The sequence below is a fragment of the Pseudoalteromonas tetraodonis genome, from assembly GCF_002310835.1.
GTDB classification, from domain to species: Bacteria; Pseudomonadota; Gammaproteobacteria; order Enterobacterales; family Alteromonadaceae; genus Pseudoalteromonas; species Pseudoalteromonas tetraodonis.
Window position 1 is genome coordinate 2104163 of the sequence record NZ_CP011041.1, and the last position, 14713, is coordinate 2118875.

A 14713-nucleotide genomic window follows, 5' to 3' on the forward strand; every position below is an offset into this window, starting at 1 on the left:
CGATTTGGTTCAGTGTAAAATCAATATTAACTTTACATTTATAATTTGCTTGCCTAACTGCATTCAGCCTATGAGATAACAAACGGACTAGGCTACAAATAGACACATTTTTGCTATGGTACTTTCACAAGCTTGTAAAAACAAGAAACACTGCACTATTAACCGCCTAAAATTAACCGCTGCTATAGTTTAACGCGGGTTTTGTGTTAAACTTTGCCGCCGTGCAACGCTACGTGTTTATTTTTTTGTTGCCAAGTCGGTTGTTTTCATCCAAGTAACTTAGGTACTTTAAAACCCATGACTGCATTTTCAAATCATCAAATTGTTTTAACCGCAATTGGCGAGGATAGATCGGGCATCGTCAGTGAACTTACGCAACTCGTAAGCGATTGCCACTGTAATATTATAGATAGCCGTATTGCAATTTTAGGCAACGAATTCACCTTTATTATGCTACTTAGCGGTGATATGTCAGCCATTAGCCGCATAGAGCATACATTACCGACCAAAGGCATGGAGCTTGGCCTGCTCACTATGATGAAGCGTACTTCAAGCCATAATCAAAGCGAGTTTTGTGCAGGCTATACCTTAGAATATACCGGCATAGACACCCCTGGCACATTAAGTAAAGTAACGCGTTTTTTTGCAGATAATAATATTAATATTTGCTCATTAAAGTCAGACACCTACGAAGAAGAAACTGAGCTAAAAATGCGTTGTGAACTTGAATTTAATATTCCCGTTGACGTTGATATTGACCAATTTAAAATTAGTTTTGAAAACCTTTCGCACGTTTTAAACGTAGATTACATCTTTCGACGTATTCGCTAAGGAGTTTAGCATGAACAAAATTACCCCATTACAAAGTGGCGACACAGCACCGGCTTTTAGCTTACAAAACCAAAATGATGAAACCGTCGTGCTCAGCGAGTTATTAAAAGAAAAACAAGTACTGGTGTACTTTTACCCTAAGGCGTCAACGCCTGGCTGTACCGTACAAGCCGAAAACCTGCGTGACCAACAAGCCGAGCTTGCTAAATTTAACACCCATGTTGTTGGCATAAGCCCAGATCCGATTAAGCGTCTTAAAAACTTTGAAACAAAAAAAGAGCTTAACTTTGACCTACTCTCAGATGAAGATCATGCCATTGCTGAGGCATTTGGGGTGTGGGGCTATAAAAAGTTTATGGGCAAAGAGTACGACGGTATCCACCGCCTCACTTTCTTAGTAGGCCAAGACGGTAAAATTAAACACTTGTTTGATAAATTCAAAACCAAAGATCACCACCAAGTGGTATTAGATTATTTAGCAGCTGAATAAAGGCTAAAGGCTAAAGGCTAAAGGCTAAAGGCTAAAGGCTAAAGGCTAAAGGCTAAACAAGATAAAATAAAAGCGTTGCTCAATGGCAACGCTTTTTTGTATTTATCGCTTTAGTACTTTAGCATTCCTGCCGATAGTTAAATTAGTAACAAATAACATTATGGATAATAAACCGTGATACAGCTAAATAAACACTCAGCCTTTGACGTTAAAATTACAGCCGAAAAAACAAATATTACACAACAAACAAAAGACACAACAAAAAATCAGGACAACACTGATTATCAATTATCAGACAAAGAACGCAATAAACTCTCAGGAAAAGAGGCTGAGCAAAACGCTGAAAAAACAGCAAATTCAGAAATGCCTGAATATATCGCAAAAATGATAGAGCAACTTAAAGAGCTTAAACAGCAGCTTGAACAACAAAAAGAGCTACTCTCTCAATTAAAAACTCAATCCGATCCGGAAGACGAGGTCATACAAGCACAAATTGAAGCACAGGCAAATATTGTTTCATCAACACAATCTCAAGTAGTCGCGCTGGTACAAATGATTAGCCAAGCCATGAAAGACGCCGGTATTACTGACGCAGGTGCACTTGTTAGTGCCATTGTTTGAATTTTCAGAGCCAAGTATTCAGCGTTATACAAATCTACCTTACAAAGGCGGCTTTATTTTTATCATCGGCTTATTATTTCAATGATAAATATGCCTACCCTAGCGGTTAAAAAACCACGTTGTGCTTGCGTTCTCACTCTTCATCTAACAGTGCTTGCTGATAAATTTTATTAAACTGTTCAGCAGGTAAGTCAGCCGCAAAGTGGTATATAAGCGCTTTATATTCATCGCTTTGAATTAATTTTGAGAGTGTATTATTAAAGTTCTGCATAAATTTTATATTTTCTTCACTGCGCTCACACATTAAATGCCCAACAGTAAACGATGTTTTTAATTTCAAATCAAAGGAGTGAATATCAGCATCTGTTATATCGTGCCAATACGTGGCTACATCACTGGGGTATTCAATAGACGCATCAAACTCTTGCAACTTCGCTAATTGTTGTAATCTAGAGAATATATTAGTGGGAGCTGGTTTTATTTTAGTTTTATCTACCTCTTCAAGTAGAGACATAATGTCTTCGGAGAATATTCTGAATTTTGATAACCCCAACCTTAATCCACTTTGTGACACCAACTCGTCTAAATTTTTTATATGTTTAAATTGAGCCAAGTTATTTGGAGAATAAAGTCGCGGTGCGAGATACAAAGAAAACGGCTTTGATATTAAATAGCGGCTTGCTCGTTCTGGCGTGTTAATTTTATTGGCGAAACAATGACTAATGCCAAATTGCACCTCAACATTGGTATCTGGCGCTTTTACAAACTCAATTCTGTAATCTCGCATTTCAGCCAAAATTAACTTATAAAGCTGCGCGTCGAGTGATTTTCCTTCGGTAACTGAGTTCAGTCGTAGCAAAGACTCATCGTTACTACTTAATACGATTTTTGTTTTATTTGCGTCAAACTCTGCAAAACGCGTATTTTCATAATCTAATTTATATAATGCCTGCAACCGTCCCGATGATTTTAATTTTGGCATTGTTTGGTCAAATTTTCTCGCCAAGGCTTTCCCTTTTTCATTATTCGAAAAGGCTAAATAAATAGGCCTTGCTGGCACAACCTCTACATAATTAAGCTTTGATTTGTACTCTTTGGGAATGTTGTAGTCAAAATCAACGAAAGCATCTATGCGTTTATTGAGTAGCAGTGCCACTGCGTTTTCAATAGTAGAAGCCGGGTAATAATCGTGTGGGTATTCAATAAACTTATCGAAATTGTAGCCATCGAGCCAGCTTAATACTTTGTTGTTTAAATCAGACAGTTTATTAAACTTATGAGCAGAATCTACAAAATACGCATTAATTGGGTAATCGTAGTCTAAATACCAATTAGGATAATAAGCTAAAGGAATATCCTCTTTAGCAACACCAACAACAATATCATATTGTTTTTGTTCAAATAAATTGGTAATTCGTTTGTAAGTACTAAAATCAAACTCGAGCTGTTCATCCGCATAAACTTCTTTTAATAATTCAATATAAACGCCTGTTTCATCCGGATTAGTGTAATCAACCCAGTGAGTCACGCCCACTTTTACACTAGCAAAAGCCGAGTTTATAAAAACATAAGAAAAAACAAACAACAGTAGTAGGTATTTAGCCAAGCGCATTCTCCCAATCACTTAGTTTAATATAAGCACCACCTAATACACTTTGCAAACTTGGGTTTTAGTTTGGTACTTTAAAAAGGTTCAAGGTTCAAGGTTCAAGGTTCAAGGTTCAAGGTTCAAGGTTCAAGGTTCAAGGTTCAAGGTTCAAGGTTCAAGGTTCAAGGTTCAAGGTTCAAGGTTCAAGGTTCAAGGTTCAAGGTTCAAGGTTCAAGGTTCAAGGTTCAAGGTTCAAGGTTCAAGGTTCAAGGTTCAAGGTTCAAGGTTCAAGGTTCAAGGTTCAAGGTTCAAGGTTCAAGGTTCAAGGTTCAAGGTTCAAGGTTCAAGGTTCAAGGTTCAAGGTTCAAGGTTCAAGGTTCAAGGTTCAAGGTTCAAGGTTCAAGGTTCAAGGTTCAAGGTTCAAGGTTCAAGGTTCAAGGTTCAAGGTTCAAGGTTCAAGGTTCAAGGTTCAAGGTTCAAGGTTCAAGGTTCAAGGTTCAAGGTTCAAGGTTCAAGGTTCAAGGTTCAAGGTTCAAGGTTCAAGGTTCAAGGTTCAAGGTTCAAGGTTCAAGGTTCAAGGTTCAAGGTTCAAGGTTCAAGGTTCAAGGTTCAAGGTTCAAGGTTCAAGGTTCAAGGTTCAAGGTTCAAGGTTCAACAAAATAAAAACAAAAGCGCTGCTCAATAACAACGCTTTTAAATATTAGCTTTTCTTAAAAATCATAGAAAAGTTAGTGATAGTAATATCTTAGGTAATTTGTTAAAACTTTACAGAAGAAAAGTGAGCGTGGTATGGATATAAACCTGCACGACTCGCGCACTATAAGATTATTAAATCGCTCAATAAGGACAAGTATTGAATAAAGAAGAGTACAAGGAAAGTGGGATCTTATATGCGGTGTTTACTACCGTTTTATTATATTTCTTTTTTAAGATTACTTTAATTTTCTCTATGGGGTTAGATTGGAGCTCAATTTGTCTAAGCTTCCTTTGGGATAATATTGATACTGCAATTACACCTTTTACGGCATTTTTAATAGTGGCAGTTTTAAGCTGTGTCTGGTTTTTTTATTGCGCCATAAAGTACAAACGAAAAGTTGGCAAATCAGCATATTTCCTATTGGCTGTTGGAGCGGTGTTTTATTACTTTTGGTTCAAAGGCTTTTACGGTTTTTGGCAGCTAATGAGCTACGAGAAAAAAGAAATTACTTTACAAGAGTTTTATGAAAAAACGGGTGGTACAGAAAGGTTGAAATTTTTGTTTGGTAATAAACTTAACGAAAATGTATTGTGCAAATCGCAATTGAACAAAAAAAATTAGAAGTGGGATAAAAACAGATTATTTTGTTCGTTCCCAACAAGTTATTGCCAACTATTTTCTGCCGTTTATTTACGGCGTTAACATGTTATACACTTTTCAAAAAATGGAGTTTGAAAATGAGAAAAGAGTTCGAATTCACGGTCAAGGGTCATAAAATTAAAATTGTTAACTCATGGTTTGGTGGTGCAAAACTATATGTTGATGGCGATTTTCGTGATCAAGATTCTACTTTTATTGTTAATGGCAAAACAGCACTTCTTTCAGCTAAACTTGCTGATCTTGGTATTTTAGAGATTTTCCCCATATCTGCTTTAATATCTGTAGAAATGGATGCATTTTTAATTACGGACGATGAAAGGTTGCAAGTATACAGCTCACATAAGCGTTTAACCTTAACACAGCAGCGATTAGCAAAATAAACACATAGGTAAAATATGAAACTATTAATGGCCCCTTTATTACTCATTATTGCTGGATGCAGTAGTGTTGCGCAAAAAGATGAAAAATATTCGCCGTGCTCTGAGGCATGGTTTAACTATGTTGAGCAGCAAATTAATACCGGTGACGGTTATGGACATGGGCCAGACATTGGCTCTTTAGAATGGCGCTCTGTGATCATGTTTAAACTCGGTATTAGAGATAAGCCAAATGTACCAGAATTAAATACACAGCTGTGGTGTCAGTTTATTGATGAAAATTATATTTAAAGCCAGCTTAACTTTATGAGTTGAAATTTGTTTAGTTCGGTTGGGTTTATAACCCAACCTTGTATCTACGTAATATAACTTAACGCAGAGCAGCTTACAGCTGCCCTTTAACTAATCCCCAAATACTTATGAACTTGAATTGATAAGCGCCAGTTTTTGACGATACAAGTATCAATGGCTAATTTAGTGGCTGAGGTTTTTTGGCTGATTGGCTGCAAATATACCAGTTTTGGGTTTACGCCGGTGGCGGTAAATAGCTCTTCCAGTTCTTCTACGTGTTTTTGCATAGCAACCGGGTGTTTAATTTCATCGGCGCGTTGCATAGCACTGCTCAATACTTTGTAACCACCGCGCATATTAATTTTTGGCGATACCGTGACCCACGTTTGTGCAGGGGCGAGTATTTCGAAGGTGCCACTGGTTTCTATTTGTGTGCTAAAGCCATGATCATGCAGTAAATTACATACTGGGTTCAAATCATACATGCAAGGTTCGCCACCGGTTATAACAACATGCTTGGCGGTATAGCCACGGGATTTAAATAACTCCAGTACTTGCGAGGCACTGGCCTCAGCCCAATGATCTGAGTCGGCTTTTTTTTCTACCGTGTCATCAAGTGATACTTTATATACGTTATCAACATCCCAAGTTTGCTTTGTGTCGCACCATGAACATCCCACAGGGCAACCTTGCAGGCGTAAAAAAATAGACGGCGTACCAGTAAAACTCGCTTCACCTTGAATGGTTTCAAACACTTCATTAATTTTGTACAAAAGAAATCTCACTTACAACCTGACGGAAAATTGTTACTATTAGAAATCACAAAGCACGGTGCAAAAATTGTCATTTATGCCTTGGCCGTGTAGTATATCGCGCCCTGATATAAACCTCTATCAAAACTAAAGAGCAAACCACGTATGACGCAAAAAGTAGTTGTTATTTATTCCGGCGGTATGGACTCATTTACTGTATTAAATAAAGCCCTGCAGCAAGGCCATGATGTTTATGCCCTCTCGTTTGATTATGGTCAGCGTCATGTTAAAGAACTTAAAGTCGCCGCCAGCGTATGTGAAAAGCTAAATGTACCGCACAAAATTGTTGATATATCGGCAATTAATCAGCTTATTGGTGGTTCGTCGTTAACGGACGATATTGATGTGCCAGAAGGCCATTACGAAGAAGAAAGCATGAAAAGCACCATTGTGCCTAATCGCAACATGATTTTACTTTCTTTAGCGGTAGGTTATGCGGTGTCGCTTAAAGCAAGCAAAGTATATTACGGTGCGCATTCGGGCGATCATGCTATTTACCCAGATTGCCGCCCTGAGTTTGTTAAAAAGATGGATGATGTGTGTCGTATTGCTAATTACGATGCGGTAGAAATTTTTAGCCCGTATTTAAATAATACTAAAATCGATATTTTAACCGATGGTATTAAAATGGGATTAGACTACAGCCAAACATGGACCTGTTATAACGGTCGTGATAAGGCCTGTGGCAAATGTGGCGCTTGCCAAGAACGTTTAGAAGCCTTTGAGCTGAACAACGTAACCGACCCGCTTGAATACGAGTAAAGTTTAAAATAAGCACACTATAAGGCTACCAAGGGTAGCCTTTTTTAGTATGAAAAAACATTAAAGCCAGCGTTTTACCCGCGATTTGTAATCCTCAAATTGCTCACCAAATAACTGATGTAACGCCCGCTCTTCGGGAATGATTTGAAACAGCGTTAAATAACCAACGTAGCCCACAATACCTAAAAAAGCCCAAATAGAGCTTAGCCACACGCCCCACCCCGCCAGTATAAAAGCAAAGCCTAAATACATAGGGTTACGTGAGAGTTTATATACCCCTGAGGTAACTAAGCTTGTTGCTTGCTCAGGTTTATTTGGTAGTACCGTGGTTTTGGCTAAACGAAAACTGACGACCCCAGCAATACAAAAGAAACAACCTATGCCGACTAATCCTAATGCTAGGTAAGTTATGAAGGCGGTAAAGTCTATTACTGTGTAATGCGCAATCAGTGCCATAACAGCAGCGAAAAATACCACAACGACAACCGGTGGAATTTTATTATTTAACATACCTATTCCTTGTATCGATTAAAAAAACTACATGGTTACTATATGGTGGCGGCACAAATAATAACAATGACTTTATAAATACAAATAAAGTTACAATTTATTGCCTTTATCGGCGCTTAATTATGGTTATAATTTAAACTTAAAATAAAATTAAAGGAAGTAATTATGTCTGGCACAACAATGATAGTTCTCATTGTACTTATTTCTGTAGGTTCGGGGGTTATTTACGATATGTATAAAAAGCACCTTGAATTTAAACATAAAGTTCAAGACAACAATCAAGATGCTCATAAGCAACTAGCAGAAGTAACCGCGCAAGTGACTGAACTCAAACAGCGAGTACAAACACTTGAAGCCATTGTTACCGACTCAAGCTATAGCGTAAAACAAGAAATAAACAAACTATAGCCGTCCCTTAGTTATAAATAATTAGGGTATAAATGTGCATTTTCTGGCTGCTCTATACCATGGGCAGCTAAAAACCCGCCAATGGCTTGTCCACACCCTTGGGGTGCCCTGCCGCTGTCTATTTCAAAGTTTAACTGATTCGCCTCTTGCTTACCCATAGAACATAAACTAACTGAACTGGGTGAACGCATGGCAATGCTTAGCTCCCCTACCTGCTCTGCGTGTACATCTTTACTAAAGCGCGCAAAGCCTCGGTATTTAAAATGCTCACTCACATACTCGTTACTTACAGCAACCAGTGCGGCAATAAAGCTATGTAAAAAGCTGTTGGTTGTTGCATCAGGTGCTAAAAATGACAAGGTTTTATTATTAAATTCGCTTAGCTGACAACTATCGCAATGAAGTTTAACCGTATACACCTGCTCGCCGGTGATTATGGCTTGGCAGTTAATTAGCGCAATTTTATTATCCGCAAACACCAGGCGCTCTATCAGGTCGTTCAATGAAATATTTTTAAACGATGTGCTTTTAACAAGCTCAGGGTTTTGCGCCATAACAGGTAAATCATGATGATTATTAAACGGCGTGCTGGTTGCGCCTTGATGCTGCAGCTGAAAAAGCTCTCTTACTTCATGCTCGCGTGCCACTTTCAATGCTAAAAATGCTGTTTGAATAAGCTCTGAGGTTGGCAAATTTTGCTCTACTGGCCAGCGACGACCAAACAGTAACTTTTTTGCTTTGTTCTCAGCACGGTAATTATCTGGACTAAGTACCGCCACTTGCAGATAAATATCACTGTTTTTTTCTGCAGCTAACACACTAAAGTGGGTAGAAAAACTAATGTCGTTAAGCACTTCATTAACGCTGGCTAGCGTATGTTTGTAACGTAAAAAATGCTGGGGAACAATCCAGTTATTATTGGCCAGTTGTACTAACGGCGCATACGAAATCGGTTGCTCGTAACTGTGTTGCCACTTTTGCCCATCGCCTAATAATGGCTCAATTTTTATATTTTTATCTGACATATATAAACCAAATAAATCCGCCTGATGGCAAGATATTAACTATGAAGCACTTTACGTAGTTAATCACAAAAACCGATCACACTGACAGGAGTATTTAGCATTCAAATACTCGTTGATACTCTGTTATAACTTTTTGATAGTAAAGTCTATCTTTATTGAGCATTCGAGTATAATGGTTAAGCAATTGCTGCTGATATTGATGATGTTGTGGATTGTGTTTATCCCACATTTGAGCACCGGTTTGAGTGAGTGTTTGGCTGGCATTTACACTAACGTGTAATACTTCGTAAAAACGTTTGTTTTCAACAATAATTTGCTCGTTTTCGAGCTTTAAATTACAGGCTTTTAAACCTTCGCGCACTTTGTAAAGATGCTGAATGGGGCAAATAATAAAACTGAGTTGGTGCAAGCTTTGCGGGTTGTTGGCAATAATTTGTTCAATAAGCTTTAAACATAAATCGCCCCCCACACCAGCAATAACCACCACTTGCTTTGCAGCTGTTGGCAATTTAATTTGCGCAACATCTTCGCAGCGCACTTGCCATGAAGGTAAAGATTTACCTTGCTCAAATTGTTGCAGCGACTGTTCGAGCGCTTCCATTAATGTTGGAATAATATCCACAAAATTTATATGTTTTGCTATACCGCGCTCAAGTAACGCCATCCCTAAAAAGCCATGATCGCAGCAACAATCCCAAACAATATCGTAAGGCTCTGTAATTAATGAATTGATGGCGTTTAAACGTTTACTCAGTTTCATTTAACTCACTATGTTTTTGTTTTGTACACCAATGCTTTTAAGCTTTTATCGCTATCAATTTCAATAAAGCGATCAGTCGGTTCTAGGCGTTTAACAAACTCAATAGCACCTTGAGTATGTTCTTGAATAAGTGCTTTAAAGTCGTTTTCTGAAAGCTCTGGGCTATTAGCGCATAACAACAGCTGTGTAGTATCGTTTAAAAGCTCAGGAAGTCTGCGCAGCACTTTTTGGTAGTCTTTTGTTAATATAAAACTGCCTTTTTGAAAGCTGGGTGGATCAACAATAATTAAATCAAACGGTGCGGCTTTTTTTAGCTTACCAAACGACTTTAAAATATCATGCGGTAAAAAACTGACGCCCCTATCAACATTGTTTAATTGATGGTTTTGCTTACCGACTTTTAACACGCCTTTGCTCATATCCATGTTCATCACATGATCGGCACCGCCGTGCATAGCCGCTACCGAAAAACCACAAGTATAAGAAAACAGGTTAAGTACTTTGGCGTGTTTACTATTTTGCATGACAAACTCACGGCCTTTTCGCATATCTGGAAAAATACCGGTGTTTTGCTTACTCATTAAATCAACCAAAAAACGCACACCATTTTCGGCTACGCTATGGCGCGCGGGCAATTGCCCGTGAACAAGGGTGTTATGGCTTTGTAGCCCCGCTCGCTGCTGATACACCAATGCAGTAATTAGCTCTGGATGATGTTGTTGTGCCCACTGCCATAATGTATCGGTGAGCGTAGTGAGTGTTACCTCATCAATTTCACTGTATGACACCAAAAACAAACTCGGTGGATAAAAGTCTAAGTTAATATGGCTTAGCGCTTCTACGCTGTGGCCGCGACCATGAAATACGCGGCATAATTCGTTATCTGCAAAAGGCGTGTCTGCTAATGCATTAATAAGAGGAGTAAAATCGATTGTCATTTAATTAATCAACTGTTGTTGTAGTTCATGTATTTCATCGCGTACAGAGGCGGCTTTTTCAAATTCTAAATCACTGGCGTAGGCATGCATTTTGGTTTCAAGCTGCTTAATTTGCGTGGCAATTTCTTTCGCACTAAGAATTTTTTTAGACTCTTTACGAATAAGCTGTAAGTTATCTTGTGGTGAAGCATCTTCACCTACATCCATTACATCGAGTATCTTTTTGATCAGTGCTTTAGGCTCAATACCGTGCTTAACATTATAAGCATGCTGTATATCGCGGCGTCGCTGGGTTTCATCAATGGCTTTGGCCATCGACTTAGTGATTCTATCACCGTATAAAATAGCACGACCATCAAGGTGGCGCGCAGCACGGCCTATGGTTTGAATAAGCGAGCGAGCTGAGCGTAAAAAGCCTTCTTTATCGGCATCTAAAATAGCTACTAATGCCACTTCTGGCATATCTAAACCTTCACGTAGTAAGTTAATGCCTACTAACACATCAAACACACCGGCACGTAAATCACGAATAATTTCGACCCGCTCTACGGTGTCTATGTCAGAGTGTAAATAGCGTACTTTTACATTATGTTCGCTTAAATAATCAGTTAAATCCTCAGCCATGCGTTTGGTCAGTGTTGTTACTAACACGCGCTCGCCTTTTTCAACACTTTTATAAATTTCTGAGAGTAAGTCATCAACCTGATCGCCAACCGGGCGCACTTCTATTAATGGGTCAAGTAAGCCGGTTGGACGAATAACTTGTTCAGCAACCTCGCCATTGCTGCGCTCTAATTCAAAATCACCCGGTGTGGCCGACACATAAATAGTTTGCGGTGCAATGGCTTCAAATTCTTCAAAACGCAGTGGACGGTTATCCATGGCCGAGGGCATTCTAAAACCGTATTCAACGAGGTTTTCTTTACGACTTCTATCGCCTTTATACATAGCGCCAATTTGCGAGACAGTTACGTGCGATTCATCAATAATCATTAATGCATCGTCGGGTAAATAATCGAGTAATGTTGGCGGTGGATCACCAGGTGTACGCCCCGATAAGTAACGACTGTAGTTTTCAATGCCTGAGCAATAACCAAGCTCGGTCATCATTTCTATGTCGTATTGGGTACGCTGCGCAATACGTTGCTCTTCAACTAATTTATTAGCGCTGAGTAATTGTGCCCTGCGCTCTTTAAGCTCAACTTTTATTTTTTCGATGGCTTCGAGTATTTTTTCTCGTGGCGTTACATAGTGAGTTTTAGGGTAAATAGTTGCACGCACTATATGTTTTTCAACAGCACCAGTGAGGGGGTCAAAAATACTTAGGCGTTCAACTTCATCATCAAACATTTCTACACGTACTGCATAGGTATCTGATTCAGCGGGAAATATATCCACCACTTCGCCGCGAACACGATATGTACCACGACTAAAATCAATATCGTTACGGGTGTATTGCAGCTCTGCAAGGCGGCGCAGCATATCGCGCTGGTCGACTTTTTCGCCCACTTTTAAAAGCAGCATCATTTTCATGTATGAATCAGGATCGCCCAGACCATAAATCGCCGATACCGACGCAACGATTATGGTATCGCGACGCTCTAACAGCGCTTTAGTGGCGCTGAGCCGCATTTGCTCAATGTGTTCATTGATGGATGCATCTTTTTCAATAAAGGTGTCGCTGGCTACCACGTAGGCTTCTGGTTGGTAGTAATCGTAGTAAGATACAAAGTACTCAACTGCATTATGCGGGAAAAATTCTTTCATCTCGCCGTATAATTGCGCCGCTAAGGTTTTATTGTGCGCCATAATAATAGTGGGGCGATTTAAATCACTAATGATGTTAGCCATCGTGAAGGTTTTTCCCGTCCCTGTTGCGCCCAATAAGGTTTGATGAGCAAGCCCTGCTTCTAAACCTTCGCACAACTGAGCGATAGCGGTAGGCTGATCCCCAGCGGGTTTAAATTTTGATTCTAACTGAAAATGATCGCTCAATGACTACACTCCTGTAATGCTTGACTGCTTAACGCTTCAATTTCTTTCATAAACCACTTATAGGCTACAAGGGCTGTGAATAAATTACCAATGGCCGCGCCAATAAACAAGCCGATTAAACCTGCCAGTTCATTCCCGATATACGCAAAGGGAACATAAAAAATAAATAACCGAATTACGCTCAAAACTAAGGCGTTCATGGGTTTGTGTAAAGCGTTAAACGAGGAGTTGGATAAAATGATCACTCCTTGCAAGCCATAACTTAATGGGATGGTATAAATAAACAGTTTTATGACATCAACAACGGCTTGCTCCTTACCAAATATTTCACTGATGACGCCTGAGAACATAATTAATAAAATATAAATAACAAACTGCCATAACATCACAAATTTTAAGGTTCCTAGGTAGGCATCCTTTACGCGAAAAAAATGACTGGCTCCAAAGTTTTGACTAATAAAAGGTGGCAAAGTCATCGATAATGCTAATACCACCAAACTCGCTATTGATTCTATTCGACTCCCTACTCCAAAAGCAGCCACAGCCTCTGGACCATGATGTGCAACCAATGCTGTCATTACTGCCATAGCAACCGGTGTTAGCATGTTAGCACCTGCTGCGGGTAAGCCTATTTTTAATATTTTACGAATAGCTCCAATAACCGTTTGCGACCCTGCTTTTAAACTCAATAAGCGCTTTTTAGCAATTAATAAGTATAAAATAATTGCCACAGCAACTGCCCATGCTATAACACTGGCGATGGCGGCTCCTTTAATGCCAAACGCAGGAATGGGGCCAAAACCAAAAATAAGTACAGGATCGAGTACCGCATTGATAAGCCCCGCTCCACCCATAATAATACTCGGTGTTTTAGTATCGCCACTGGCACGCAGTACAGAATTACCAATCATCGGGGTAATTAAAAATACACTGCCTAAAAACCAAATACTGATATATTCATGAATGAGCGGTAATACTTGCTCCCCAGCTCCGAGTAAAGTAAAAATAGGATCAATTAATAAATAGCCACACGCAGATAAAACCAACACTAATACCACCGCAATCAACAACGATATACTGGCATCAAAACGCGCTTCTTCAATATTGTTACTGCCTAATGCTTTTGCTATTACCGCTGAGGTACCTATGCCTAAACCAATCGCTAAACTAATAACGGTAAAAGTGACGGGAAATGTAAAGCTCACTGCAGCAAGCGGCTCAGTACCCAATAAGCTAATGAAAAAAGTATCAACTATGTTGAACATCATTAGGGTGATCATCCCAAAGATCATCGGAATGGTCATTTTCTTTAATGTAGGCAAGATTGGGGCGGTGAGTAAATCAGGGCGAGTATGTGATTGAGAATGTGCGCGCATAAAATAAATAAGCCTCTTTTACTGAACGGCATATTTTAAAGCATCCGAGCTGTTCAAGCCATGCTTTATTAAATCTAAACAATTAATTAAACGTTTAATCTACAAACTGTTATTTTTATGCCTTTGTAAACAAATTTTGCGCTAACACACTAAAAACCAAATAAAATACATTTATGTAACTTTTGCAACATTTATTTTTTAGGTTTTGTTGATTTATCACACAGTCAGAGACTGTGTTTTATCGTCACGAAAAATTTTATTTATCGATTAAGTGAGTAACTTAGCTGAATCGTAAGCTATTGTTTTTAAATGTATAAAAAAAAAGCTTTTAAATACTTGAAATCGTTGTAGCGCCCTACAATGCTGGGGGTGCTGATGTTCTTAAAGTTTCATAAACAGAGTTATCCACAGAAACCGTGGATAACTCAATCAACCCCACGTTTATAAAGGGCTACAACCGAGTGCTAAATTGTCTGATCATTTGGTTTTTTCCGTTACCAATATGCAAACAGCATTGTATGCCCCTGTTATGTGTATGAAGGTGATTTTTTCTTAGACTAATATCAGTGAGT

At 39.0% G+C, this 14713-nt stretch carries 17 protein-coding genes; 9 read left to right on the forward strand and 8 right to left on the reverse strand.

The window, feature by feature from the left end; genetic code table 11:
- Nucleotides 1–297: 297 nt before the first annotated feature.
- From PTET_RS09665 to PTET_RS09675, 3 genes are all read left to right on the forward strand, one after another.
- Complete coding sequence (locus tag PTET_RS09665; protein WP_013465263.1) at nucleotides 298–831, forward strand: glycine cleavage system protein R; 534 nt, start codon at nucleotides 298–300, stop codon at nucleotides 829–831.
- A 10-nt stretch (nucleotides 832–841) separates the two neighbouring features.
- The gene (gene bcp, locus PTET_RS09670; RefSeq protein ID WP_024601114.1) at nucleotides 842–1321 is read left to right on the forward strand and encodes a thioredoxin-dependent thiol peroxidase; all 480 of its coding nucleotides are present in this window, start codon (nucleotides 842–844) and stop codon (nucleotides 1319–1321) included.
- A gap of 174 nt (nucleotides 1322–1495) precedes the next feature.
- Nucleotides 1496–1942 carry a hypothetical protein gene (locus tag PTET_RS09675; RefSeq protein WP_024601113.1) on the forward strand — a complete coding sequence of 149 codons (447 nt, stop codon included), beginning with the start codon at nucleotides 1496–1498 and terminating at the stop codon, nucleotides 1940–1942.
- A gap of 133 nt (nucleotides 1943–2075) precedes the next feature.
- Here the strand turns inward: PTET_RS09675 and PTET_RS09680 are convergent, their stop codons facing one another.
- Entirely contained in the window at nucleotides 2076–3554 is a 1479-nt protein-coding gene (locus tag PTET_RS09680) for a substrate-binding periplasmic protein (RefSeq protein ID WP_096038558.1), read from the reverse strand.
- Between the two features lie 43 nt (nucleotides 3555–3597).
- Between PTET_RS09680 and PTET_RS09685 the strand changes: the two genes are divergently transcribed.
- The 4 genes from PTET_RS09685 (at nucleotide 3598) to PTET_RS09700 (ending at nucleotide 5555) form a co-directional block, all read left to right on the forward strand.
- Nucleotides 3598–4215 carry a translocation/assembly module TamB domain-containing protein gene (locus PTET_RS09685; RefSeq protein ID WP_096038559.1) on the forward strand — a complete coding sequence of 206 codons (618 nt, stop codon included), beginning with the start codon at nucleotides 3598–3600 and terminating at the stop codon, nucleotides 4213–4215.
- A gap of 168 nt (nucleotides 4216–4383) precedes the next feature.
- Nucleotides 4384–4848 (forward strand): hypothetical protein, encoded by a 465-nt coding sequence (locus PTET_RS09690; RefSeq protein ID WP_096038560.1) that lies wholly within the window; start codon nucleotides 4384–4386, stop codon nucleotides 4846–4848.
- A 116-nt stretch (nucleotides 4849–4964) separates the two neighbouring features.
- Nucleotides 4965–5267 (forward strand): hypothetical protein, encoded by a 303-nt coding sequence (locus PTET_RS09695; RefSeq protein ID WP_096038561.1) that lies wholly within the window; start codon nucleotides 4965–4967, stop codon nucleotides 5265–5267.
- A 15-nt stretch (nucleotides 5268–5282) separates the two neighbouring features.
- Nucleotides 5283–5555 carry a hypothetical protein gene (locus PTET_RS09700; protein WP_096038562.1) on the forward strand — a complete coding sequence of 91 codons (273 nt, stop codon included), beginning with the start codon at nucleotides 5283–5285 and terminating at the stop codon, nucleotides 5553–5555.
- 107 nt (nucleotides 5556–5662) lie between these two features.
- Here PTET_RS09700 and queE read toward each other — a convergent pair whose 3' ends face one another.
- Nucleotides 5663–6328 carry a 7-carboxy-7-deazaguanine synthase QueE gene (gene queE, locus PTET_RS09705; protein ID WP_033104418.1) on the reverse strand — a complete coding sequence of 222 codons (666 nt, stop codon included), beginning with the start codon at nucleotides 6326–6328 and terminating at the stop codon, nucleotides 5663–5665.
- A 144-nt stretch (nucleotides 6329–6472) separates the two neighbouring features.
- Between queE and queC the strand changes: the two genes are divergently transcribed.
- Nucleotides 6473–7129 carry a 7-cyano-7-deazaguanine synthase QueC gene (queC, locus tag PTET_RS09710; RefSeq protein ID WP_013465272.1) on the forward strand — a complete coding sequence of 219 codons (657 nt, stop codon included), beginning with the start codon at nucleotides 6473–6475 and terminating at the stop codon, nucleotides 7127–7129.
- A 60-nt stretch (nucleotides 7130–7189) separates the two neighbouring features.
- Here queC and PTET_RS09715 read toward each other — a convergent pair whose 3' ends face one another.
- The gene (locus PTET_RS09715) at nucleotides 7190–7639 is read right to left on the reverse strand and encodes a methyltransferase family protein (RefSeq protein ID WP_028835017.1); all 450 of its coding nucleotides are present in this window, start codon (nucleotides 7637–7639) and stop codon (nucleotides 7190–7192) included.
- A gap of 165 nt (nucleotides 7640–7804) precedes the next feature.
- Here PTET_RS09715 and PTET_RS09720 point away from each other — a divergent pair, with 165 nt between their 5' ends.
- Entirely contained in the window at nucleotides 7805–8047 is a 243-nt protein-coding gene (locus PTET_RS09720; RefSeq protein WP_013465274.1) for a hypothetical protein, read from the forward strand.
- Nucleotides 8048–8058: 11 nt separating this feature from the next.
- Here PTET_RS09720 and PTET_RS09725 read toward each other — a convergent pair whose 3' ends face one another.
- From PTET_RS09725 to PTET_RS09745, 5 genes are all read right to left on the reverse strand, one after another.
- Nucleotides 8059–9072: a hypothetical protein gene (locus PTET_RS09725; RefSeq protein ID WP_096038563.1), complete on the reverse strand. Its 1014-nt coding sequence runs from the start codon at nucleotides 9070–9072 to the stop codon at nucleotides 8059–8061.
- A gap of 94 nt (nucleotides 9073–9166) precedes the next feature.
- Nucleotides 9167–9832 (reverse strand): tRNA (adenine(22)-N(1))-methyltransferase TrmK, encoded by a 666-nt coding sequence (locus PTET_RS09730; RefSeq protein WP_036954099.1) that lies wholly within the window; start codon nucleotides 9830–9832, stop codon nucleotides 9167–9169.
- 8 nt (nucleotides 9833–9840) lie between these two features.
- A complete protein-coding gene (locus PTET_RS09735) occupies nucleotides 9841–10770 on the reverse strand; it encodes a class I SAM-dependent methyltransferase (protein WP_013465277.1) in 930 nt (309 codons plus the stop codon).
- Nucleotides 10771–12765, reverse strand: coding sequence for an excinuclease ABC subunit UvrB (uvrB, locus tag PTET_RS09740; protein WP_013465278.1), 1995 nt, complete (start codon nucleotides 12763–12765; stop codon nucleotides 10771–10773).
- Nucleotides 12762–14141, reverse strand: coding sequence for an MATE family efflux transporter (locus tag PTET_RS09745; protein ID WP_096038564.1), 1380 nt, complete (start codon nucleotides 14139–14141; stop codon nucleotides 12762–12764). Before PTET_RS09745 ends, uvrB begins: the two co-directional genes overlap by 4 nt.
- Nucleotides 14142–14713: the final 572 nt, after the last annotated feature.

Bases quoted from the DNA above. Each gene is read 5' to 3' on its own strand.
- PTET_RS09665 (WP_013465263.1), top strand. From the start codon at position 298: ATGACTGCATTTTCAAATCATCAAATTGTTTTAACCGCAATTGGCGAG.
- bcp (WP_024601114.1), top strand. From the start codon at position 842: ATGAACAAAATTACCCCATTACAAAGTGGCGACACAGCACCGGCTTTT.
- PTET_RS09680 (WP_096038558.1), bottom strand. From the start codon at position 3,554: ATGCGCTTGGCTAAATACCTACTACTGTTGTTTGTTTTTTCTTATGTT.
- PTET_RS09695 (WP_096038561.1), top strand. From the start codon at position 4,965: ATGAGAAAAGAGTTCGAATTCACGGTCAAGGGTCATAAAATTAAAATT.
- PTET_RS09700 (WP_096038562.1), top strand. From the start codon at position 5,283: ATGAAACTATTAATGGCCCCTTTATTACTCATTATTGCTGGATGCAGT.
- queC (WP_013465272.1), top strand. From the start codon at position 6,473: ATGACGCAAAAAGTAGTTGTTATTTATTCCGGCGGTATGGACTCATTT.
- PTET_RS09715 (WP_028835017.1), bottom strand. From the start codon at position 7,639: ATGTTAAATAATAAAATTCCACCGGTTGTCGTTGTGGTATTTTTCGCT.
- PTET_RS09720 (WP_013465274.1), top strand. From the start codon at position 7,805: ATGTCTGGCACAACAATGATAGTTCTCATTGTACTTATTTCTGTAGGT.
- PTET_RS09725 (WP_096038563.1), bottom strand. From the start codon at position 9,072: ATGTCAGATAAAAATATAAAAATTGAGCCATTATTAGGCGATGGGCAA.
- PTET_RS09730 (WP_036954099.1), bottom strand. From the start codon at position 9,832: ATGAAACTGAGTAAACGTTTAAACGCCATCAATTCATTAATTACAGAG.
- PTET_RS09735 (WP_013465277.1), bottom strand. From the start codon at position 10,770: ATGACAATCGATTTTACTCCTCTTATTAATGCATTAGCAGACACGCCT.
- PTET_RS09745 (WP_096038564.1), bottom strand. From the start codon at position 14,141: ATGCGCGCACATTCTCAATCACATACTCGCCCTGATTTACTCACCGCC.